The organism is Bradyrhizobium sp. LA2.1, from assembly GCF_040547725.1.
In the GTDB taxonomy this organism is placed as follows: Bacteria; Pseudomonadota; Alphaproteobacteria; order Rhizobiales; family Xanthobacteraceae; genus Bradyrhizobium; species Bradyrhizobium barranii.
In genome coordinates this window covers 186,996-209,110 of the sequence record NZ_JBEPQI010000015.1, presented here as the reverse complement: position 1 = coordinate 209,110, position 22,115 = coordinate 186,996, and the positions used below count along the sequence as shown (strand labels likewise).

General features: G+C 62.8%; 19 protein-coding genes and 2 tRNA genes. 15 read left to right on the top strand and 6 right to left on the bottom strand.

From position 1 onward, the window contains the following. Positions 1-133: 133 nt before the first annotated feature. Together queG and ABIB95_RS27880 are read right to left on the bottom strand one after the other, a co-directional pair. Positions 134-1,369 (bottom strand): tRNA epoxyqueuosine(34) reductase QueG, encoded by a 1,236-nt coding sequence (gene queG, locus ABIB95_RS27885; protein ID WP_354243977.1) that lies wholly within the window; start codon positions 1,367-1,369, stop codon positions 134-136. Continuing rightward, complete coding sequence (locus ABIB95_RS27880) at positions 1,318-2,010, bottom strand: glutathione S-transferase family protein (protein ID WP_063980220.1); 693 nt, start codon at positions 2,008-2,010, stop codon at positions 1,318-1,320. The genes queG and ABIB95_RS27880 overlap by 52 nt, the downstream gene beginning before the upstream one ends. A 169-nt stretch (positions 2,011-2,179) precedes the next feature. Here ABIB95_RS27880 and ABIB95_RS27875 point away from each other — a divergent pair, with 169 nt between their 5' ends. The 3 genes from ABIB95_RS27875 (at position 2,180) to ABIB95_RS27865 (ending at position 5,157) form a co-directional block, all read left to right on the top strand. Next, the gene (locus ABIB95_RS27875; protein WP_063980219.1) at positions 2,180-2,986 is read left to right on the top strand and encodes an undecaprenyl-diphosphate phosphatase; all 807 of its coding nucleotides are present in this window, start codon (positions 2,180-2,182) and stop codon (positions 2,984-2,986) included. A 101-nt stretch (positions 2,987-3,087) separates the two neighbouring features. Next, positions 3,088-4,413 (top strand): FAD-binding oxidoreductase, encoded by a 1,326-nt coding sequence (locus tag ABIB95_RS27870; protein ID WP_354243975.1) that lies wholly within the window; start codon positions 3,088-3,090, stop codon positions 4,411-4,413. A 3-nt stretch (positions 4,414-4,416) separates the two neighbouring features. Beyond that, positions 4,417-5,157: an SDR family oxidoreductase gene (locus tag ABIB95_RS27865; protein WP_354243972.1), complete on the top strand. Its 741-nt coding sequence runs from the start codon at positions 4,417-4,419 to the stop codon at positions 5,155-5,157. 181 nt (positions 5,158-5,338) lie between these two features. Here ABIB95_RS27865 and ABIB95_RS27860 read toward each other — a convergent pair whose 3' ends face one another. Continuing rightward, positions 5,339-6,304, bottom strand: coding sequence for a complex I NDUFA9 subunit family protein (locus tag ABIB95_RS27860; protein WP_135214016.1), 966 nt, complete (start codon positions 6,302-6,304; stop codon positions 5,339-5,341). Between the two features lie 163 nt (positions 6,305-6,467). Between ABIB95_RS27860 and ABIB95_RS27855 the strand changes: the two genes are divergently transcribed. Continuing rightward, positions 6,468-6,554 (top strand) — tRNA-Leu (locus tag ABIB95_RS27855). Positions 6,555-6,686: 132 nt separating this feature from the next. Here the strand turns inward: ABIB95_RS27855 and ABIB95_RS27850 are convergent. Further along, entirely contained in the window at positions 6,687-7,871 is a 1,185-nt protein-coding gene (locus ABIB95_RS27850; protein WP_354243968.1) for a PepSY-associated TM helix domain-containing protein, read from the bottom strand. 574 nt (positions 7,872-8,445) lie between these two features. Here ABIB95_RS27850 and ABIB95_RS27845 point away from each other — a divergent pair. The 5 genes from ABIB95_RS27845 to ABIB95_RS27825 all read left to right on the top strand — a co-directional run bounded on the left by ABIB95_RS27845 (position 8,446) and on the right by ABIB95_RS27825 (position 15,913). Continuing rightward, complete coding sequence (locus ABIB95_RS27845; protein ID WP_354243966.1) at positions 8,446-10,488, top strand: TonB-dependent receptor; 2,043 nt, start codon at positions 8,446-8,448, stop codon at positions 10,486-10,488. An 85-nt stretch (positions 10,489-10,573) separates the two neighbouring features. After that, positions 10,574-10,654: transfer RNA gene (locus tag ABIB95_RS27840), tRNA-Leu, on the top strand. Between the two features lie 641 nt (positions 10,655-11,295). Further along, positions 11,296-14,250, top strand: a complete 2,955-nt coding sequence (locus tag ABIB95_RS27835; RefSeq protein ID WP_354243963.1) for a formate dehydrogenase subunit alpha — start codon at positions 11,296-11,298, stop codon at positions 14,248-14,250. A gap of 12 nt (positions 14,251-14,262) precedes the next feature. Beyond that, positions 14,263-14,865, top strand: a complete 603-nt coding sequence (fdh3B, locus tag ABIB95_RS27830) for a formate dehydrogenase FDH3 subunit beta (protein ID WP_014490880.1) — start codon at positions 14,263-14,265, stop codon at positions 14,863-14,865. A gap of 49 nt (positions 14,866-14,914) precedes the next feature. After that, positions 14,915-15,913, top strand: a complete 999-nt coding sequence (locus ABIB95_RS27825; RefSeq protein ID WP_354243959.1) for a formate dehydrogenase subunit gamma — start codon at positions 14,915-14,917, stop codon at positions 15,911-15,913. 35 nt (positions 15,914-15,948) lie between these two features. On the opposite strand, the gene ABIB95_RS27820 is transcribed toward ABIB95_RS27825, so the two are convergent. Next, a complete protein-coding gene (locus ABIB95_RS27820) occupies positions 15,949-17,934 on the bottom strand; it encodes a 4Fe-4S binding protein (protein ID WP_354243956.1) in 1,986 nt (661 codons plus the stop codon). Between the two features lie 249 nt (positions 17,935-18,183). On the opposite strand from ABIB95_RS27820, the gene ABIB95_RS27815 reads away from it, so the two are divergent. The 5 genes from ABIB95_RS27815 to ABIB95_RS27795 all read left to right on the top strand — a co-directional run bounded on the left by ABIB95_RS27815 (position 18,184) and on the right by ABIB95_RS27795 (position 20,414). Continuing rightward, entirely contained in the window at positions 18,184-18,645 is a 462-nt protein-coding gene (locus tag ABIB95_RS27815; RefSeq protein WP_028148838.1) for a DUF3305 domain-containing protein, read from the top strand. Positions 18,646-18,665: 20 nt separating this feature from the next. Continuing rightward, positions 18,666-19,316, top strand: a complete 651-nt coding sequence (locus ABIB95_RS27810; protein ID WP_354243952.1) for a DUF3306 domain-containing protein — start codon at positions 18,666-18,668, stop codon at positions 19,314-19,316. Positions 19,317-19,337: 21 nt separating this feature from the next. After that, positions 19,338-19,949 (top strand): TorD/DmsD family molecular chaperone, encoded by a 612-nt coding sequence (locus ABIB95_RS27805; RefSeq protein ID WP_354243949.1) that lies wholly within the window; start codon positions 19,338-19,340, stop codon positions 19,947-19,949. A 73-nt stretch (positions 19,950-20,022) separates the two neighbouring features. Next, a complete protein-coding gene (locus ABIB95_RS27800) occupies positions 20,023-20,148 on the top strand; it encodes a hypothetical protein (protein WP_256376444.1) in 126 nt (41 codons plus the stop codon). Between the two features lie 56 nt (positions 20,149-20,204). After that, the gene (locus ABIB95_RS27795; RefSeq protein WP_354243946.1) at positions 20,205-20,414 is read left to right on the top strand and encodes a hypothetical protein; all 210 of its coding nucleotides are present in this window, start codon (positions 20,205-20,207) and stop codon (positions 20,412-20,414) included. A gap of 32 nt (positions 20,415-20,446) precedes the next feature. Here ABIB95_RS27795 and ABIB95_RS27790 read toward each other — a convergent pair whose 3' ends face one another. Next, complete coding sequence (locus tag ABIB95_RS27790) at positions 20,447-21,616, bottom strand: GAF domain-containing sensor histidine kinase (RefSeq protein WP_354243943.1); 1,170 nt, start codon at positions 21,614-21,616, stop codon at positions 20,447-20,449. 103 nt (positions 21,617-21,719) lie between these two features. On the opposite strand from ABIB95_RS27790, the gene ABIB95_RS27785 reads away from it, so the two are divergent. Then, a complete protein-coding gene (locus ABIB95_RS27785) occupies positions 21,720-22,103 on the top strand; it encodes a response regulator (RefSeq protein WP_071908878.1) in 384 nt (127 codons plus the stop codon). The last annotated feature ends 12 nt before the right edge of the window (positions 22,104-22,115 follow it).

The window sequence follows — 22,115 nt, the reverse complement described above, 5'->3', positions numbered from 1 at the left end:
GGCATGGACTTGGCCTCCCACGCTGCCAAATCCGTGCACTATGATGTGTCGGCTATGTCCCCGAACACCCGTCGGTCATGTCCCCGGGCTGAACACTTGACCGGGCGATCCAGTACTCCGAGACGATTGTGGTTCAATCGAGAGGCCGCGGCGTACTGGATGCCCCGCCTTCGCGGGGCATGACAGTGGAGAGTTGGGAAGCGGCCTGCCACTCCTCACGCACGCCGTCGTCGCGCTCCGTGCTCATCGAGGCAGACCGCATCGCCTCAAACTCTCCGCGCGACACCAGCTGCTCCAGCGCCCACACCGCAGCGCCACGCACCAACGCGCTCTCATCGCCCAGCAATCGCCGCGCTTCTTCCGCCAGCGCTGCCTCACCGGAGTTGCCAATCGCGATCAGCACGTTCCGTAAAAAACGGTCGCGGCCGATACGCTTGACCGGCGACTTCGTGAACAGCGCGCGAAACGATGCATCGTCGAGGCGTGCGAGTTCGGCGAGCGACGGCGCGCGCAATTCGTCGCGCGCGGCGAGCTTTGCCTCGCGTCCCTCCTGCGCGAACTTGTTCCAGGGACAGGCCGCAAGGCAATCGTCGCAGCCATAGATGCGGTTGCCGATGGCTTTGCGAAACTCGCGCGGGATCGGCCCCTTGTTCTCGATGGTGAGATACGAGATGCAGCGCCGCGCATCGAGCTTGTAGGGTGCCGGAAACGCCGCGGTCGGGCAGATGTCGAGGCACGCCTGGCATGAGCCGCAATGATCGATCTCGGCGTCGTCGCGCGGCAGCTCGAGCGTCGTGTAGATCGCGCCGAGGAATAGCCAGGAGCCGAACTCGCGTGAGACGAGATTGGTGTGCTTGCCCTGCCAGCCGAGATGCGCGGCTTGCGCCAACGGCTTCTCCATCACCGCCGCGGTGTCGACGAACACCTTGACGTCCGATGGCGCGGTCGCCACCAGCCAGCGCGCCAATGCCTTCAGACGCTTCTTGATCAGATCATGGTAGTCGTCGCCCTGCGCATAGACCGAAATCGCGGCGCGCGTGCGCTGCTGCAGGATCGCGAGCGGATCCTGGTCGGGCCCGTAATTGACGCCGAGCATGATGACGCTGCGCACGTCCTGCCACAGCCCGCGCGGATCGACGCGGCGCTCGGGGTGTGCTGCAAGCCAGTCCATGTCGCCATGGCCGCCCGAGGCGATGAATTCGAGAAAATGCTTCCCAGCGTTTTCGATCGTGCCGGATGCGGTGATGCCGATGCAGTCGAAGCCGAGCGCGCGTGCCTCGTTTGCAAGCGCCGTCTTCAATTCGGTCGGATCCGAGTTCAGAAGTCGAGGTCCACGTAGGTTCGCGATGCCGGCACGCCCGCCAGCCATTCGCTCAGCAGCGGACGGAACGACGGGCGGGATTTCACCCGCGCGTACCACGCCTTTGCTGCGTCGTCCTCGCTCCATGGCACGTCGCCCAGATAGTCGATCGCCGAGAGATGCGCCGCGGCGGCGAGATCCGCGTAGGTGAGCCGGTCGCCGGCGAGGAAGTTCCGCGTCTGCGCCAGCCAGCCGATGTAGGCCAGATGATAGCGCACGTTGGCCTTGGCGGCTCGCATCACGTCGGCCGAGGGCGCGCCGCCGCCGTTCTCCTCGCTCATGAAGCGCTTGTAGATCCGCTCGGTGACCAGAGGATGCGAGACCTCCTCGAAGAATTTCTCATTGAACCAGGCCATCAGCCGGCGCACCTCGACGCGCTCGGCGACCGTTTCCGGCATCAGGCGCTTCGGTCCCATGTCGGCGCCATAGGCCTCGTCGACATATTCGGCGATGATCGCGGCGCCCGGTATGGGCGATTGTTCCTTGTCCACCAGGACGGGCGTGGTGCCGGCCGCATTGAGCAGCAGAAACGCCTCGCGCCGCTCCCAGCTGCGCTCTTCGACCAGCCGCAGTTCGAGCCCGTATTCTCCCGCGATCAGGCGGATGAAACGCGAGTGCGGGCAGAACGGATGATGAAACAGCGTAAACATGAAGCCTTTGACTATTTGATGGTGATTAAGAATCCATCAATGTTTGTGCGGCGCCACACTAGTCCTTCAAAACCGCGAGGCAAGGGCGTGACGTCGCATTTTGCGATTGCGAGAGCAGGACGAATAGGCGAGAAGAGCCCCGCTTTTCCAGCGGAAATGGACCGTAAATATGTCAGACGCAATACGGGCAGTGATCCTCGGCATCATCGAGGGTGTGACCGAGTTCCTTCCCGTGTCCTCGACCGGCCACCTTCTGCTCGCGGAGCGCTTCTTCCATCTCGGCGAAGGCGCCTTCTGGGATTCGTTTACCGTTCTGATCCAGCTCGGTGCGATCCTTGCGATCGTCGTGCTGTACTTCAAGAAATTGTGGGACGTCGCGATCGGCATGTTCACCGGCGACGCCTATGCGCGCCGCTTCGTGATCGGCGTGCTGGTGGCGTTCCTGCCCGCGGTCATCGTCGGCCTCGTCGCCGGCAAATACATCAAGAGCCTGCTGTTCAATCCGTGGGTCGTGTGCTTCTCGCTGATCGTCGGCGGCGCCATCCTGCTGTGGGTCGATCGGCTCGATCTCAAGGCGCGCGAGCATGACGCCACCCGCTTTCCGCTGCTGATGTATCTCTATATCGGCATCGCGCAGTGCATTGCGATGATCCCGGGCGTGTCGCGCTCCGGCGCCAGCATCGTCGCCGCGATGTTTCTGGGCGCCGACAAGCGCGCGGCGGCGGAGTTCTCGTTCTTCCTCGCCATCCCCACCATGATCGGCGCGTTCGCCTACGATTTCTACAAGAACCGCTCCGAAATGACGATGGACCACATGGGCATCGTCGCGATCGGCTTCGTGGTGTCGTTCATCACCGCGATCATCGTGGTGAAGACGTTTTTGAGCTACGTCACCCGCCACGGCTTCGCGGTGTTTGCCTGGTGGCGCGTGATCGTCGGCACGCTCGGCCTGATCGCACTGGCGCTCGGCCGTTAACCTCTCGAAAACTCACTGACGCGCCTCAACGCAATATAAGCTTTTGATCGGTAGGCAGTTTCCAGAGCAGGGCGGCGCGCGCCCGGCACAGGAGCTGAGCCATGACCCTCGTCAGCGGCTGGGGGCGTTTCCCGGTCGTCGATAGCGAGCTGCTGCGGCCGCGGTCGTTCGAGGCCGTGGGCGAAGCCGTGGTGACGGGCTCCGTGGCTCGGGGCAATGGCCGCGCCTATGGCGATGCCGCGATCGGCGCCGCAAGGACCATCGCGATGACGGGGTTCGACCGGGTCCGGTCGTTCGATCCCGTGACCGGACGCATCCGGCTCGAAGCCGGCGTGCTGCTGTCGGACCTGATCGACACTTTTGGCCCGCGCGGCTTCCTGCCCTTCGTCGTGCCGGGTACGCGCTTCGTCTCGGTTGGCGGCGCCATTGCCGCCGATGTCCACGGCAAGAACCATCATTGTGAGGGTGGTTTCGGCCGCTATGTCGACAGCATCCTGCTGCGTACCGGGCCGGGCGAGACCATCGAGGCCTCGCGCGAGCAGAATTCCGATGCCTTCTTCGCGACCGTCGGCGGCATGGGCCTCACCGGGGTGATCCTGGAGGCGACGATGCGGCTACGACCGGTCGAAACGGGGTGGATCCGCGAGCGGGTGATCTCCGCATCTGATCTCGACGCCGCCATGCGCGCGCTCGATGCGGGCGATTCCGCGACCTATTCGGTGGCCTGGATCGATTGTGCCGCGCGCGGCAGTGATCTCGGCCGCTCGCTGATCTATCTCGGCGAGCACGCAAGGACGGGCGAGATTGCCGACGGCGCCGGTGCATTTCCCGCCGGCAAAAATCCCGGCCTCGCGGTGCCCGTCGACCTGCCGTCGATGACGCTGAACCGCTACAGCATCCGCGCCTTCAACGAGCTCTACTACCGCATGGGTGCAAGGCGCGCCGGGGGCAGTCATGTGGTCTCGCTCTATCCGTATTTCTTCCCGCTCGACAGTATCGCCGACTGGAACCGCATCTACGGCCGGCGCGGCTTCCTCCAGCATCAATGCGTGATCCCGGAGCTGGGCGCCCGCGCCGTGCTCGGCGAGATCCTCGATCGCGTCGCCCGGCGCGGCGATGCCTCCTTCCTCGCGGTGCTCAAGAAACTCGGCCAGGGCGACGGCATCCTGTCGTTCCCACTGCCCGGCTACACGCTGGCGCTGGATTTCCCGGTGAAGGGCGACATCCTGAATTTCCTCGACGAGATCGACCGCCTGGTCGTCGCCGCCGGCGGCCGGCTTTATCTGGCCAAGGATGCACGCCAGTCGCGCGCCACGTTCGAAGCTGGCTATCCGGCCTTGCGGCGCTTCAACGCAATCCGCAAATCGCTCGATCCCGCCGGGACCATCCGCTCAAAACTTTCACAACGCCTGTTCGATGAGGTTTAAGCCGTGACGTCACGCAAGTCCGCAATTGTGCTCGGTGGCTCCTCCGATATCGGCCGCGCCGCCGCGCGCGCCTTTGCCAAGGCCGGATACGATGTCGCCCTCGCGGGCCGTGACGTCGCCGCACTCGAGCCTGACGCCGCCGATCTGCGCGCGCGCTACAATGTCGAGGTTGGCCTCCACACATTCGATGTGCTCGATACCGCTTCGTTCGAGGGTTTTGTGAGCGGCCTTCCTGCGTTGCCTGATGTCGTTGTCTCGATCGTCGGCCTACTGGGCGTGCAGCAAAATGCCGAGAGCGATCTCGCGCACGCCACCACGATCATGCGCTCGAACTACGAAGGCCCGTCGCTGATCCTCGGCCTGTTCGCAGAGAAATTTTTGGCGCGCGGCAGTGGCACGATTGTCGGCGTGTCCTCGGTCGCCGGCGATCGCGGCCGTGCCTCCAATTATGTCTACGGCTCGGCGAAGGCAGGCTTCTCCGCCTTCCTGTCGGGCCTGCGCGCCCGCGCCAGCCGCGGCGGCGTTCACGTCGTCACGGTGAAGCCCGGCTTCGTCCGCACGAAAATGACGGAAGGCATGAAGCTGATCGGCCCGCTCACCGTCGAGGCGCCGGTCGTCGGCGATGCGATCCTCAACGCCGTCGAGAAGAAGACCGACGTCGTGTATGTCAGCGGCAAATGGCGTCTCGTGATGCTGATCATCAAGACGCTGCCGGAAGCGGTGTTCAAGAAGCTGAAGTTTTGAGGCTTGAAGGAATTGCGCAGCTGCCGCGCCGGCAGTGCGCCCCCTCGCCCCGTTCTTACGGGGAGAGGGTCGGGGTGAGGGGCCTCTCTCCGCGCATACAACTGCTGAGGGACCCCCCCTCACCCGGATCGCAAGAGCGATCCGACCTCTCCCCGCAGGCGGGGCGAGGTGAAGAAAAACCTCAAACGCTCATTCGCTGGAACTGCCCGGCCGCGCGAAAACGCCAGAGATATTGCGGGGCAATGGCCTCCAGCGAATCCCCGGCAATGCCGAGGCCTTCCAGCGTCAGCCCCGCCGCCTTGGCCGCCTCCGACACGACATTGTCGTGCTCGAGCAGCGTGACCTGGTCCGGCGTAAGCTTCAGCGCACCCGGCGCGAATTGCAGGAAGTTGGCCTGGAAGCGAGCAAGGCCGAACGACAGCGGGACCAGCGCCCGCTTGCGGTCGGTGATGGCCAAAATGGCCTCGATGATCTCGCGCATGGTCAGCACTTCCGGCCCGCCGAGCTCGTAGGTCGCGCCCGCCTTGGCCTTGCCGTCGACGGCATCCGCGATCGCGGTGGCGACGTCGCCGACATAGACCGGCTGCATCCTGGTCTCGCCGCCGATCAGCGGCAGCACCGGCGACATCCGCGCCAGCGCGGCAAAGCGGTTGGTGAACTGGTCCTCGGGGCCGAACATCACGGAGGGACGGAAGATGGTGGCCGACGGCACCGCGGCCAGCACCGCCGCTTCGCCGGCCGCCTTGGCCTTGGCATAGCGCGAGGGCGATTCCGCATCGGCGCCGATCGCGGAGACATGCACGAGGCGCGCGCCGGCGGCGGCGGCCGCCTTGGCGACGGTCTCGGCGCCCCTGGCCTGGACGGCGTCAAAGCTCTGCGCGCCGCCCTCGGTGAGGATGCCGACCAGATTGATCACGATATCCGAATCACGCAGCGCCGCCTCGACCGACGCCGGATAGCGCAGATTCGCCTGCACGGTGTGGACCTGCCCGACCTTGCCGGAGGGCTGGAGGTACCCGGCCAGTTCCGGCCGCCGCACCGCGACGCGGACCCGGTAGTCCCGCCGGCACAGCGCGCGGACGACATTCCGGCCCAAAAACCCCGATCCGCCGAAAACCGTGACGAGAGTTTCCAGATTCGATGCCATGGGATCCATTCCTGCGGTCCATTCCTGCGGAAAGAGTGCGTGTTATCAGGCTTGTATCGGGCCGGTTTGCGATGCGCAATCGGCATCCCCGCGCAGGTGCCAAGCAGCATTTGACAACCGCGTCACCGAACCGTAGTAACCGCCTCCGTGCCCCAAACGGCATGCCCAGGTGGTGGAATTGGTAGACGCGCTGGCTTCAGGTGCCAGTGGCTTAACGGCCGTGAAGGTTCGAGTCCTTTCCTGGGCACCATACAATTCTGGAAAATGAGCAATTCCAGTTAGTTGAGCCCCATCTGCGTGGTTGGACGGCTCTCTTGGCCACGGGTGGTTTTGTCTCGCCCGGCGAGCAAGAATACGCTCGCCGTGCCGGCACCGGCGCTTCCTATTTCGCAGAGCGTTTGCGCTGGATGCGACCGCCCGGTTTGCTGGCCCACAAATACAAACCGCTCACCAGCACCATGATCGTCACGATATCGAAAAACGCCCAGACGAGCTTGGGCGCCAGGCCGGGAAACGTCGTCGGAAAATGCAACGGCTCGGCGATCAGCAGCGCCTTCGTGACACCCGTCGGCTCGAATACGTCCGACGCGCCACCGGTATGGGCGTCGATGAGCACCGCGTAGAAGAGCTCCTGTGTCATCATTTGTCCGTCCTTCATCAGAACCACGTAGTGGTTGGACGGACTGATCTCAGCGTTCGGGAACAACAACGACATCACTCGCGCTGCTGGCACCTTGCCGCGGGCAGCAGCAATCGCAGCTTCGATTGACCCAGGCCGATCGACCTCGTCCATTCGCCCTGCCTGGGTCATGACGACCCGCCGCCGAATCTCGTCGGACATGGCTGTCCTTACCGACGTGGAAACGGGGCCATGCAGGGTGTTGATTGCTCCGGTCGTGGCAACGAGGAGCAGCCATGCCATCGTAATGATGCCCGTCAGATTGTGCAGGTCGAGCCACAATAGTTTTCGGCTCTTGTTCGTGCGAACCGTGCCAAATCCAAATCGGCGGACGAATGGCGGATAGAGTATCAAGCCCGAGACGACAGCGGCGATGACGACGAGTGCCATGCCGGCAAGGAACAAGCCGCCGGGCAGCCCCAGATACAAATCCGCGTGCAGCGTGTGCAGGAATTGCATCACGGGACTACGCCGTTGCGGCATCGTTGTGAGCTGACCGGTGCGAAGGTCGATCGCCTCGCGGTGTATCCGAGTGGGGCCGCCATCCGGAGTTGGCGCCGAGCGCGTCTCTACGATCGGCCACCGCTTTGCAAATTCGAGTGAGATCATCGTATCGCCGGGATGTCTCGCCAGCGCTGCCGAGACGATGGAATCAAGCGTTGGCGCGCCCTTGCTTTCCGGGACTTCGGCCAACGTTCCCGATGAACCAAACGCCTCGTCGATCTCCTTTTGAAATATCAGCGGCAAGCCCGTCAGGGAGAGGGTCAGCAGGAACAGCGTCGAGATGATGCTCGTCCAGCGGTGGATGCCAGCCCACGTCCGCAGCGATCGCATGTCGGGTCGCTTCCGCGCGGCGATACGCGACGCATTTACCAGTAGCGATGTCATGTCGGGTCTTGAGTCCCCAGCAATTGCGCGTCTGTGACAATTGACCGCGGTGGTTTTGCGCGGTCTGCCTCATGGCTCGTCGCGATCACATCCGGCGCGTTGCGGTCTTACGAAGTTTTTCGAATCGTGCGTTCGGGCGGCAGCAAAAGGCTTTCGCGCTTACCAACAATCGATGCGATGTGAAATCGAAACGTAGAGCGGCGCGCCAGGATCACCTGGAAGCTTAGACGCCTTCTAGTTGGCATGGATTTTCCCGAATGCTTATTCGCTCTCGTCCCAAGCGATTCGTGTCTGGGACGGGGCATCAAGAAGAAAAGACTCCGGGGACTGCATGCTTAACGACGTGACCTTCTCGCGCGCATTCGGGCTTGCGTGCGTGTCAGTGTTTTTGACCACGACCTCATCCGTCGCACAGCAGTCGGGCCGCCAACAATCGGCGACGTCCGGACAGTCACTCCCTCCCGTGACCGTCGTCGCGCCGGAGCAGCGAGCCTCTCTCGCGCGGCGACAACGGTCATCCAATACATCGCGCGCTGCGACGACGCGGCGGGCAGAGCGACGTGAGAACGCGCCAATGATGAGCGCGCCGGCCACGCTTGGAGCAAAACAGGCAGCGTTGCCGGTGCCGTATGTTGGAGGGCAAGTCGCAAGGGGCGGACAGGTCGGCCTGCTCGGCAACAGGGATTATATGGAAACGCCATATAGCCTCACGAGCTACACGGAAAAGACCATCCGCGATCAGCAGGCGACCAGCGTCGCCGAGGTCCTGACCAATTCCGATTCGTCGGTACGGGCGGCGATCGGCAGCAGCAATCGCTATGACGCGCTGACCATTCGCGGCTTCCGGGTCGAGAACAGCGAGATCGCGCTGAATGGGCTGTACGGCCTCGTGCCGGCTTACCGGATCAACCCTGCGCCGATCGAGCGCATCGAGCTGCTCAAGGGACCCGGGGCGTTCCTCAATGGCATGGCTCCGTCCGGCAGCATCGGCGGCAGCGTCAATGTCGTGACCAAACGGGCAAACGAGGACCTGACGCGTCTGACTGCCGGCTACATCTCGAATGCGCGGTTTGGCACGGAGATCGACGTGGCGCGCCGTTACGGCGAACAGCGCGAATGGGGCGTTCGTTTCAACGGCGGGATCGATGGCGGCAATACGACGATCGACCGTCAGTCGGTACGCGACGGAGTCGATTCGCTTGGCGTTGACTATCGGGGCGAGCGGTTCAGGTGGTCCGCCGATGTCATCTATCAGGATGACTGGATGAAAGCGGCAGCTCGCGGCTACACGCCCGTCACTGGCATCGCGGTGCCGAATGCTCCGGACCCCCGCATCAACCTCGCCCAGCCGTTCGACTATGCCCGCGCGAAGAGCCTCACCGGGCTTACGCGCGCCGAATATGATGTGTCGAATAATGTCACCGTGTTCGGCGCAATCGGCGCCAACCAATTCACCTTCGACAAGCAGGAAGCCCCCGGCGCCACCATTCTAAGCACAGCAGGCGATGCCCTCTCGACCTCTCGCTTCCAGACCGGCAAAAACGACGGCGTATCGGGCGAAGCCGGCGTGCGGGCGCGTTTCGACACAGGTCCGGTTGGTCATGAGGTCGTTGTCAGCGGCAGCGCCATGAACCGCACTGACTGGCTCGGTCAGACCAATTACGGAAACTATCTTACCAACATCTACACGCCGACCCTGCTGGCGAGTCTGGGCACCCCGGTGTCTTCATTCCCCGAGGGGAAGTCGGATTTCCTCGGTCTGAGAAGTGTCGGCGTTGCCGATACGCTCTCGATGATGAACGGGATGCTTCAGGTGATCGTCGGAGCGCGACAGCAGCAGGTTATCGCGAACAGCTATGCCCCCGTGAGCGGCCTGGAAATGACCCACTACGATCAGAGCGCCACGTCGCCTTCCGTGGCGCTGCTGGTTCGGCCGATCAAGGAGCTGTCCTTCTACGCCAACTACATCGAAGGCCTCACGCCTGGACCAACGCCGCCGTCCGGCGCCGCCAACACCAATGCGGTGTTCGCGCCCTTTAAGACAAAGCAGTATGAAGTCGGAACCAAGCTCGATCTCGGAGGCTTCGGCGCGAGCCTCGCGGCATTCCAGATCAGCCTGCCGAGCGGCGCGACCGATCCGGCTACCAGGATCTTCAGTCTCGATGGTGAGCAAAGGAACCGGGGCATCGAGTTCAATACGTTCGGTGAAGTCGGGCCCGGGATCCGCGTCCTGGGAGGGGTGACTTACCTCGACGCGCGGCTGACAAAGACTGAAGGGCACCTCCATGATGGCAACCGTGCCATCGGCGCTCCGGAATGGCAGAGCAATCTCGGTGTCGAGTGGGACACTCCGTTCCTGCCCGGGCTGACCACGACGGCGCGTACCATCTACACCAGCCAAGCCTATGTCAGCGCTGACAACGTCCAAAGTGTCCCGGCCTGGATGACGTTCGACATTGGTGCACGTTACGCAACCCAGCTGGCGGGACGACCCACCACGTTCCGTGCTTCCCTCACGAACCTCTTCGACAAACGCTATTGGATCGGCAATCCGACCGGCTATGTGATCAGCGGCATGCCGCGTACGTTGTGGTTGTCAATGACGGTTGACTTCTGACGCTGCCAGAGAGGCGCATCGTCCTGCGCCAAGCGCGTCACCGAACCATGGTAACCGCCTCCGTGCGCCAAAACGGCATGCGCAGGTGGCGGAATTGGCAGACGCGCTGGCTTCAGGTGCCAGTGGCTTAACGGCCGTGAAGGTTCGAGTCCTTTCGGGGGCGCCAGCTTTTTCTGGATACCCAGCATTTCCAGCTAGATAAATCGCATCCTTGTGTTGCGTGACCTCAAATGCGCAACGAAGGGGCGCGGCCCCGCCGACCCGACGCGGATTTCGGCGATCGCTCACGATGTCGACGTATCATTCGTATCGATTGCGAGTTCGTCACTCGCGACGCGTGTGACGTCACCCGTCCGGCAATCACCTGCTCGATGTTTCGCTGTTTCCAATTCGCACGACAATCTGCAGAGCCGAACGGCTGATAACAATGATGTTGACGACGATTGACCGCTTGCTGCGGTAACACAGGCGCAAAGCTGCGTGCACGGCTGCTCCTGCAGATTATGCAACGCAGGTCTGTGATTGATGTCCGGCGCAAAACTCGGATAGCCTTCGGGAAGGCCTGACCCCGACAGGGAGTGTGCTTCGTTGAAGAATGATCAAGCGCCAAAGCTTCTTCGACGTGACTTGCTTCGGCTGACAATTGTCGGTGCCGGTGCGTTGGGTGCCGGCCAATTGTTGCCGGCAGCGGCTTCCGCAAAGCCCGTTGATCTCGATCAGAAGCGGAAGGCTCGCTATCGACCTGACTCCCAGGAAGTCAGGAATTTCTATCGCGTCAACAGCTATCCCGCTCGATAGGAGACTTCCGTGCTGATCAGGAAGTCCGATCGTCGTCCGGAGCGTGCCAGGCTTTTCGATGCGGCGGCCGACGCAGCATCGGCGAAACTGGACCGACGGACGTTCCTGAAGCGCTCTGGAGTCACGGCCGGTGCATTGGCCGCGGTGGGTGAGCTCGCGCTGCACAGCGTGCGCAAGGCCGAAGCCGGTCCGCCGCCACCTGTCGGCGCAACGGTCACGACCCGCAAGAACGTCTGCACGCACTGCTCGGTCGGTTGCTCGGTGATCGCCAAGGTCGCCAACGGCGTATGGATCGGGCAGGAACCCGACTACGACAGTCCGATCAATCGCGGCTCGCATTGCTGCAAGGGTGCGGCAGTTCGCGACGACGTGTTGAACGAACGACGCCTGCGTTACCCCGTCAAGCTCGTCAACGGACAGTGGACGCGCATCTCCTGGGAGACGGCGATCGACGAGATCGGCGACAAGCTGCTGGATATCCGCCAGAAGGCGGGGCCCGACTCGGTCTATTGGCTTGGCTCCGCCAAATTCACCAACGAGGCCGCTTATCTCAATCGCAAGCTTGCGGCGTTCTGGGGCACCAATAATTCCGATCACCAGGCGCGGATCTGCCACTCCACGACGGTCACCGGTGTAGCCAATACGTGGGGCTACGGCGCGATGACCAACAGCTACAACGACATCCGCAACGCCAAGACCATCCTGTTGATGGGCGGCAATCCCGCCGAGGCCCATCCGGTTTCCCTGCAGCACATTCTTGAAGGCAAGGAGCTCAACCGCGCCAACATGATCGTGGTCGATCCCCGGATGACGCGGACCGCTGCGCACGCGACCGAATATGTCCGGGTTCGCCCCGGCACGCATATCGCCACGATCTACGGGATGCTGTGGCACATTTTCGAGAATGGCTGGGAGGACAAGGAATTCCTCGCTCAGCGCGTCTATGGCCTGGATGAGGTCCGGAAGCAGGTTACGAAGTGGCCGCCCAAGGAGGTCGAGCGCGTGACCGGCCTGCCGGAGGCGCAGGTCAAGCACGTCGCCGAACTGTTCGCCAAACAGAAGCCGTCCACCCTGATCTGGGCGATGGGGCAGACCCAGTTCACCACCGGCACCGCCAATGTCCGCGCCAGCTGCCTGTTGCTGCTCGCCACCGGCAACATGGGGCTGCCCGGCGCAGGCGCCAACATTTTCCGCGGCCACACCAACGTGCAGGGTGCAACCGATCTCGGTCTCGATGTCACGTCGCTGCCGCTGTACTACGGTCTTGCCGAGGAGGCCTGGCGGCATTGGTGCCGGGTATGGGAGGTCGACTACGACTGGATGAAGTCGCGCTTCCCCGACAAGAAGCTGATGGAAACGCCTGGCATTCCCAGCACGCGCTGGTTCGACGCAACCCTGCTCCCGAAGAATCAGATCAGCCAGCCCAATCCGGTGCAGGCCATGTTCATCATGGGCCATGGCGTCAACACCATCACCCGGATGCCGGAAGCGGTGAAGGGCATCGAGAAGCTCGAACTGCTGGTGGTCTGCGATCCCTATCCGACCGCGTGGTCGGTGCTGTCGGAGCGCAAGAACGGCACTTACCTCCTGCCGGCCTGCACGAGCTTCGAGATGGAAGGTTCGCGCACCAACTCCAACCGCTCCCTGCAATGGGGCGAAAAGATCGTCGATCCGGTCTTCGAATCGAAGAACGACTACGACACCATGTACCTGTTCGCCCGCAAGTTCGGATTTGCCGACCTGATGTTCAAGAACATCAAGGTCGAGAACGGCGCGGTCTCGGCGGAGGACATCCTGCGCGAGATCAACCGCGGCGGCTGGTCGACGGGCTATTGCGGCCAGTCGCCGGAGCGGCTCAAGGCCCACATGAGAAACCAGCATAAGTTCGACCTGGTGACGCTGCGGGCGCCGAAGGATGATCCGGAGGTTGGTGGAGATTATTACGGCCTGCCATGGCCGTGCTGGGGCACGCCCGAGTACAGGCATCCGGGCACGCCGATCCTCTACAATACCAACCTTCCGGTGAAAGAGGGCGGCGGCACCTTCCGCGCGCGGTTCGGAGTCGAGCGCGTCGTGAAGCGCAAGGTGATGGAGAACGGGCAGGAGGTGGAGCGGGAAGATCACGATAATCTTCTTGCCGAAGGCTCGTACTCCGTTGGTTCGGAGATCAAGGACGGTTATCCCGAGTTCACCCTTGGCGTGCTGAAGAAACTCGGCTGGGACAAGGACCTCACGACGCAAGAACGCGAGGTGATCGAGCGCATCAATCCGGCCGACCCCGACAAGGTGTCATGGTCGACCGATCTTTCCGGCGGCATCCAGCGGGTCGCGATCGAACACGGGTGTTCGCCTTACGGAAACGCCAAGGCACGCATGATTGCGTGGAATCTTCCCGATCCGGTTCCGGTGCATCGCGAGCCGATCTACACGCCGCGTCCCGACCTCGTCGCCGACTATCCGACCTTGCCGGACGCGAAGCAATTCCGCGTGCCCAATATCGGCTTCTCCGTGCAGAAGGCCGCCGTCGATCGCGCAATCTCGAAGCAGTTCCCGCTGATCCTGAGCTCGGGCCGTCTGGTTGAATACGAAGGCGGTGGCGAGGAAACGCGGTCCAACAGATGGCTCGCCGAACTGAAGCAGCACATGTACGTCGAGATCAACCCGGCGGACGCAGCCGAGCGCGGCATCGTCGATGGCGGCTGGGTTTGGGTGACCGGTGCAGAGAACAGCTCGCGGGCCCGGATGAAGGCGCAGGTGACTGAACGCGTCGGCAAGGGCGTTGCCTGGATGCCGTTCCATTTCGCCGGCTGGTACGAGGGAGCCGACCTTCGGGCGAAATATCCAACGGGGGCCGATCCGATCGTGCTCGGCGAGAGCAACAACACGCTGACGACCTATGGCTATGATCCTGCCACCGGCATGCAGGAGCCGAAAGCCACGCTGTGTCAGATCAGGGCCGCATGAGAGGTTAGACCAATGGCACGCATGAAATTCCTGTGCGATGCGGACCGTTGCATCGACTGCAATGCCTGTGTGACCGCCTGCAAGAACGAGAACGAAGTGCCTTGGGGCATCAATCGGCGGCGCGTCGTCACGATCAATGACGGCAAGCCCGGCGAGCGGTCGGTGTCGATGGCCTGCATGCACTGTACCGATGCGCCTTGCGCGTCGGTGTGTCCGGTCAAGTGCATCTATCCGACCGAAGACGGCATCGTCCTGCACGACAAGGATTTGTGCATCGGCTGCGGCTATTGCTTCTACGCCTGCCCGTTCGGAGCGCCGCAATATCCCCAGGTCGGGAACTTCGGCTCGCGCGGCAAGATGGACAAGTGCACCTATTGCGCGGGCGGCGGCGGACCGGAGGCGCCGGGCAGCGCCGAAGAATATGCGAAATACGGCTCGAACCGCTTCGGCGAAGGCAAGCTGCCGATGTGCGCCGAGATGTGCTCGACCAAGTCGCTGCTCGCAGGCGATGGCGACATCATCGCCCAGATCTACGAGGAGCGCGTCGAGAAGCGCGGCTACGGCTCCGGAGCCTGGGGCTGGACAACCGCCTATCACGAGGACGTCAAGTCATAAGGGACCTGCGCTTACCGCGACGATTAGGGACGAAGATTGGGTATCCGTCATGACGGCTTTCGCACGCATTCGCTTCGTAGCGCTGTTGTTGATGCTGTTCGGTCTCGCGACAGCCCCGGTGCTCGCCCAGAAGCTCGGTCCCGATGGGGCGCCCAATCCGACCGCCAGTGTGGCCAATCAGAAGACGCTTCTCGAGCAGGCGCCGCGCATCCAGGGCCGGATCGACATTCCAGATGTCAAAGCCAGCGTGTTGATGCAGCCGGCGGGACGGACCTGGGATTATTTCCACGAGGTCCTGCTGCACTGGGGTGGGGCGGTGGTGATCGTCGGCATGCTTGCCGTGCTCGCGCTGGCCTATCTGATCATGGGCCGGCTTCGCATCGAAGCGGGGCGCTCCGGCCAGACGATCGTCCGCTTCAAGGCTTTCGAGCGGTTCGCGCATTGGCTGACAGCGGTCTCTTTCGTGCTGCTCGGATTGACCGGCCTGAACATCACCTTCGGCAAGGTCCTGCTGCGGCCGCTGGTCGGCCCGGATCTGTTCTCCGACATCTCCCAGGTCGCCAAGTACGTGCACAATTTCACGAGCTTCGCCTTCGTGGCGGGCCTCGTTTTGATCACGGTGCTCTTCTTCCGGGACAATCTGTTCAAGCGAGTCGATATCGACTGGGTCAAGCAGGGCGGGGGCTTCATCAAGTCGAAACATGCGCCTGCAGGCCGCTTCAATCTCGGTGAGAAATTCGTCTATTGGCTGTCGGTCGCGGCCGGCCTCCTGGTCTCCGCATCGGGATTCGTGCTACTGTTTCCCTTCTACGGCACTGACATTGCCGACATGCAGATCGCCCAGGTCGCCCATGCCGTCATCGCGATCCTTTTCATCGCGCTGATCCTGGGACACATCTATATCGGCACGCTCGGCATGGAAGGCGCATTCGAAGCCATGGGTACCGGCGAGGTCGATATTAATTGGGCGAGAGAGCATCACGACCGCTGGCTCGCCGAAAAGCTCGAAGCGGAAGGCAGGCAAGCTTCAGCGACACCGGCTGAATAGCGCGACGGCGCTCGGACCAACCTGAACCGGGCAATTCAGTTGGAGCGGCCGTCGGGGTCGCGCTTCCCGTCCCGGTCACGCAGGTAATCGTCGGTGGTGCGGACGGTCGGGCCAGTTGCGCCATAAGATTCAAAACCTTGTTCGGCCACGAAACCGACGCGGCAGTCGCCGCACATCTTGATGGCGTCGAGCCGCTGCGCCGAGCCCGAATACATCCAGTGCTGGCCTTCGAGCTTCGCGACCACACGCTCGATGCTACTCTTGACGCCGAACGGCTTGCCGCAGCGGATACAGCAAAACGGCTCCTCTTCCTTGAGAACCCGGGTCGGCGCCCGACTGGCACGGAAATCGATCTGCGGAACTAGCGTGATGACGTTTTCCGGGCACGTCGTCCGGCACAGGCCGCACTGAACGCAGGAGTCTTCGACGAACCGCAACGCCGGGCGCTCGGGGTCGTCGCGCAGGGCGCTCGTCGGACAGACCGACACGCAGGACAGGCAAAGTGTGCAGCCCGCGGTATCGACCTCGACTGCGCCAAACGGCGCCCCCTCGGGCAACGGAATGACATCGACGGGTGCGGGCGCTGCGCGGTGCAGTTCGGCCAGCGCAAAGCGCAGCACGTCGCGCTTGCCGCCCACGGCGCGGAAGCTCGCAGGGCGCGGAGTGGGCGCGTCGACCGGCGCGGTGCGGAGCGCTTCGATCAGACGGTCCGGATCGTCGGTCGCTATGACGGAAAGTCGGGCTGGGCCGAAGCCGAGTCCGACAAGGATCGGATCGGCGAGCGCGACCGTCCGCGTCAATCCGGAGACGTCATGGCGCGGCTTGGCCCGCAGCAGGAAGCGCACCGCCGACACGCCATAGGCAAACGCCGCGATGATGCTCTCCAACCCGATTTGCGTGACCTCGTTGACCGCGAACGGCAGCACGTTCGCGGGCAAGCCGTCGCCGAACCGCGACAGTGCGTCGATCAGCGGCGCGCCGTGGCTTTCGTCATGGACGAGGACAACGGCCCGCTCGCCGCCCGCCTGACGGTAGGCGAGCAGCATGGCACGCAGCTTTCTGACCAGCGCGTCTTCCGCCGGCAGCGCATAGGACGCGGCGCCGGTGGGACAGGCCGTCGCGCATTGGCCGCAGCCCGCGCAGATGTTGGCGTCGATCGCCACATGGTTGCCGGCAGGTGTGATCGCGCCGGCCGGACAGGAATCGAGACAGCGGGTGCAGCCGGTCCGCTTCGAGCGCGAATGTGCGCAAAGCCCGGCGTCGAAGGTGATGTAGCGTGGCTTCTCGAAGGTCCCGACGAGGTCGCGCGCTTTCAGCACGGCCTGGAGGATTGCTGCGGGACTGCCGGGATCCGCACGCAGATAGCCGTCGCGCAAGTCGGCAGGAACCAGCGCCGGCCCGCCGGTCAAGTCGAGGACGATGTCGCAGCTCGAACGGGCGTTGTTGCGTGACGCGCCAAACGTCAGGGCTCGACGCGAGGACGGTGCAGCTTCGGCGAAATCGTCGACCACCACATCGAACGCGCCCAGGTGTCCCTTGACACTCGTTATCCGGCCCTTGGCAATCGGATAGTCGGCGTTACGTGGCGGTGCGATCGCGGCTGGCGGCGCAATCAGCACGGTGACGTCGAGATGCTCCTTCAGCAAGTCGCCAGCCTCGATCGCGGCCTCGTCGCGGCCGTAGATCAGGATGACTCCGCTGCTTTCCAGCTGGACCATCGACGTGGGTGCGGTGACTTCGGCCGCGGCCGCCAGCAGCGCGGCCATCTTCGGTCCCGCGCGGTCGGCATCGCCAGACCATCCGGCGGTCTCGCGGATGTTGGCAAACTGTATCGAATTCGCACGATTATTTTCGGAAGCAACCTGCGAAAACAACGCTGCCTGCTGCGTGCAGGCCACCGTGAGCGGACCATCTTCGGCGGCGACAGCCTTGAATCGGCCGAGTTCGGCGCCGCAGAGCTGCGTCGCCGCCGTCACTTCACCGCGGCAGCCGCGGCGAATTGCGTCTGCATCGAGCGGCATCGTCCCTTCGCACGAGCAGATCAGGAGGCGCCTGCCGGTGTCAGATATGACGGTCACAATATCTCGCGGCTCCCAAAATAGAGCGGCCACCTACTGGCCCGTTCACCCCCGAAGTATATACTCCGCGTATCGGAAAAGACGACGCCCGTATCATGAGCGCACGATTATCGCTCTCGCCGGGGGCGAGCGCGCAGCGTCGCTGGATTGGCTTCGGAAGCAGGAACCACGTCTCCATCGCGAGAGGGTACATTGGTCTCGACAAGTCTTGCACGCATTGCTGTCGGTGTCGCAATCGAACGGCGCAAGGCGAAGAGCGCGTGGGCCGATTTTCTGTGGCGGCCCGTCTCGGTGTTTGCGGGAGAGCCGACTGCGAAGCCGTGGACTCCGATTGGAGGCGAGGGCGAGGTCACGTTGTTCTATGCCGGTGATGCCGTGATCGAACTGCACCGGACCGAAACCACCAACTATCGCGAAAATCTCACGTCAGGCTCGCCCACGCTGTGGGTCAATTTGCGCCCGACCGGTTCCGAGCCGCCCTACGAGCTGCTCGCGGTCACGGCCGATCCGGCGGAGGGCGAGGCGTTTACCGATGCAGGCAGCAATCTGGTCGAAGCCGTGCCGATGCCACCAGGCATCTCCGAGATCGTCGGCCGGTTCGTCGCCGAGCATCATGTCGAACGACCATTCGTCAAACGGCAGCGCAATCGTTAGCAGCGGCATGAAAGAGATCGATGTCAGAGACTAACGTCTTCGTTCGCTGGGCGCGGCTCAAGCAAGCCTCGAGAAGCCAAAACGCTGAACTTGCTCCGGCCGACCAAGAGCGAGCTGCCGAGCCGTCCGTAGCGAATGACGGGAACGACCAGCCTTTCGATCTCGCCAGTTTACCGTCGATCGAATCTATCAGCGCTCACACCGACATTGCGGCGTTCCTGCAGACGGGCGTTCCGGCCGAACTGACGCGCCTGGCATTGCGCCGTGCCTGGGCAACCGACCCTGCGATCCGCGACTTCATCGGGATCGCGGAGAACCAGTGGGATTTCAACGATCCCAACGCAATTCCAGGATTTGGCCCGCTCGATCCGGCGGACAACGTCGCCGATCTCGTCGCGCGGATGTCGAAGGGGCTGGAGCAGGTGGGTGACGCGCTTGCGGACGTGCCGCCGCCAACCGAGCTCATTCCGCAAGGGCGGCCCGATGCCGAACAGCCCATTCTCGAACCGACGACATGGGCAGCTCAATCGCTGCCCGATGATGCCACGGCACGACCGGACCAGGACCGGAATGAGAGCATGCAGTCCGTCAGTCCTGCTGCCGGAGAGCCGCCCTCCCAGCGAACACGACGTCATGGCAGCGCATTACCTCGCGAGCAACCGGCAGGATGATATGTCTTGCGCGATCGAACAATGATGGATCCAACTTCAACAATGGCTTCAGTGCGTATCGTCGATGAATTCGACCTCGCCCGGGCGCAGGAATATGCGCTGTTGGCGACGTTGCTGATGCGCAGCCCCGACACGCAGCTGCTGCACCGGATCTCTGCATTGCACGGCGATGCGAGTGCGATGGGCACGGCACACATGGCGCTGGCGGATGCGGCGCGCCGGACAAATGAGCAGGCCGCATCGCGCGAGTTCTTCGCCCTCTTTGCAGGGTTGGGCAAGGGGGCACTCCTGCCTTATGCGTCACACTACCTGTCCGATACCCTGTATGGCCGTCCACTCGCGCGGTTGCGGGAAACCCTCGAGGGTCTCGGCCTCGAAAAGGCTCCGGAGCGTACGGAGCCCGAAGATCACGCGGGATTTCTCTGTGAGATCATGGCAGGCTTCGCCCGCGGGAGCATTCCTGCGCCAGCAGGCGCCGAGCGCCTGTTCTTTGATCAGCATGTCTCACGCTGGATGAGGCGCTTTTTCGCGGATCTCGAGCGGGCGAGTTCGGCGGACTTCTATGCGGCGGTCGGCGCGCTCGGACGGACGTTCATCGATATCGAGGCGGAGGCCTTCGCACTTCCAGGTTGAACACGGCGTTTTGTACGGCCGCTGCACGAATCCGTTTGGAAGCGTGCTAGGTTGCAGGGTAGGGATCAACGGAATGCGCGTTTTCATAATTGCCTGTCTGTTCGCCGCCGTCGTCGCACTCGGTGCCGCCGGCATCCTTGATCATTTCGTGCAGGAGTCCGCCACAACGGCGTTCGCTGAGTCGAGCGCCCGCGTTTAGCGGTCATTATTGTTTGTTAAGCTTTCTGTTCTCCACATAGACGTGGGAGACGCCATATGCGCCGGTTGCTGATCGCTTGTTTCGCCGTTGCAGCTCTGATCGCCGCTTCTGCCCTGATCTTCAGGACGCAATCTCGCTCGATAGAGCTGTCCGCCGCGGCCATGCCTTCCTTGGTCGAGCTGCATGCCACGGCGGGCGTCCATCAGCTTCCGGATCAGGAGATCGACGATCAGTCGCTCATTTTCCCGGCCACGGTAAAGCAATAACCTGGCTCCAGACGATCCTGCTCCCGGCCCGCTTAGATCGGCATCTCGAAAGAGAAGGTCGTTTCGCGTCCGGTCGATATCGCACTCAATTTGCCGCCATGGGCCTGGGCGATTTGCGAAGCGATGTAAAGACCAAGTCCCAGACCCTGCTGACTGGGCCGGTCGCCTCGCGTGTATGGCTTGAAGAGGTTTGCCAGCGCCTTTTCGGAGATTGGCGGGCCTTCGTTGGACACCGTCAGATCGAACGTTCCGTCCAAGGTTCTGGCTACGACGTGGATCGGCCTACTCTGGTCACCGTACGTAATTGCATTCCCGAGCAGGTTCGAGAAAAGTTGGCCCATCTTGCTCCGATCGCAGCTGATGGGCTCTTCGATCTGGACCGATGAACTGATCGTCACGGTCGGCCAAGCCGTCCTGAACTCCGCAATGATTTGCTCCAGCACCGGCGTCAACGGCAGCGTCGCATCTTGCTTGATCGTAAGGCCTCCGCCAAGTCGGCCTCGCGCGAAGTCCATGACGTTTTCGACGATGCCGGCCATGCGATAGACGGCTTTTTGAACGCCAAGCGCGATTTCGGGCGCCCGCCCGGTGTCGAGGTTCTTCAGCAGCACGCGCATGCCTGCATCGACGGCTGCGAGGGGATTGCGAAGATCGTGTCCCAATACGCCGATGAACTGCTCGCGAAGCTCTGCCGTTTTTCGCTCGTCGATGAGATCGGCCTGGCTCCGCTCCAGACGTTGATTGAGTTCGAGCTGGGCAGCGATCAGTTCGGCCAACAGCTGAAACGTGTCGAGGATTTCAGGCGTGCGAAGTTGTCGAGGCGTGGGGTCGATGGCGCACAGCGTTCCCCAGACGGCTCCGTCGATCAGGACGATGGGCGCTGAGATGTAGCTGCGAAATCCATACATGGCCGGTGTCGGATGATTGCAGAAGACGTCGTCCGTCTGCACATCGTTGATGACCACCGTGTTGCCGTGCTGCCGTATCTCGTTGCAGATGGTCGTCTCGACACGCAGTTCTCCGCCCGGCTCAAGGCCAAAGGCGATGCTGTCCCGAACGGCGCAGCAAATCCATTGATCTGAAGTTACGCGAGCTATGGCGACGAAGCCCATGCCCGTTATGCGTGCGGCCAAATCCAAAACTTTGGGAACCGCCGCAATCTGCTGGACGGCATCCACGTCCGCCTTGATGTCAACTGCCATGGTGAACCCTAACGCCCTACTCTAACAAACGCGATCCTTTGCAAGACGTTCGGTGGAACAAAGAAGCCGTTCAAACCTTATGCTCGGTTATGCCGGAGCATAAGTGTCCAATCTCAGCCAGCATAGGGACGTGATCCTCATCGTGGAAGATGACTTCCTCATCCGCGTGAACGCGGCTGACATGGTGCGGGATATGGGCTTCGATGTCTTCGAGGCGGCCGACGCAGACGAGGCTGTCAATCTGCTGGAGACGGAACCGGCGATCACCGTCGTCTTCACAGACATTCAGATGCCCGGCTCGATGGATGGCCTTCGGCTGGCGGCGGTGATCAGAGATCGATGGCCGCCCGTGCGGCTCCTCATTACGTCCGGCCAAGTCAGCCCGGCAGCGGATGACATCCCACTCGGGGCGAGGTTCATCCCCAAGCCGTATCTCCCCGCGCAGCTGCACGACCAGCTTGAAATGCTGGCCGGCGGGCGGGCATAGCGGGCTTTTTCA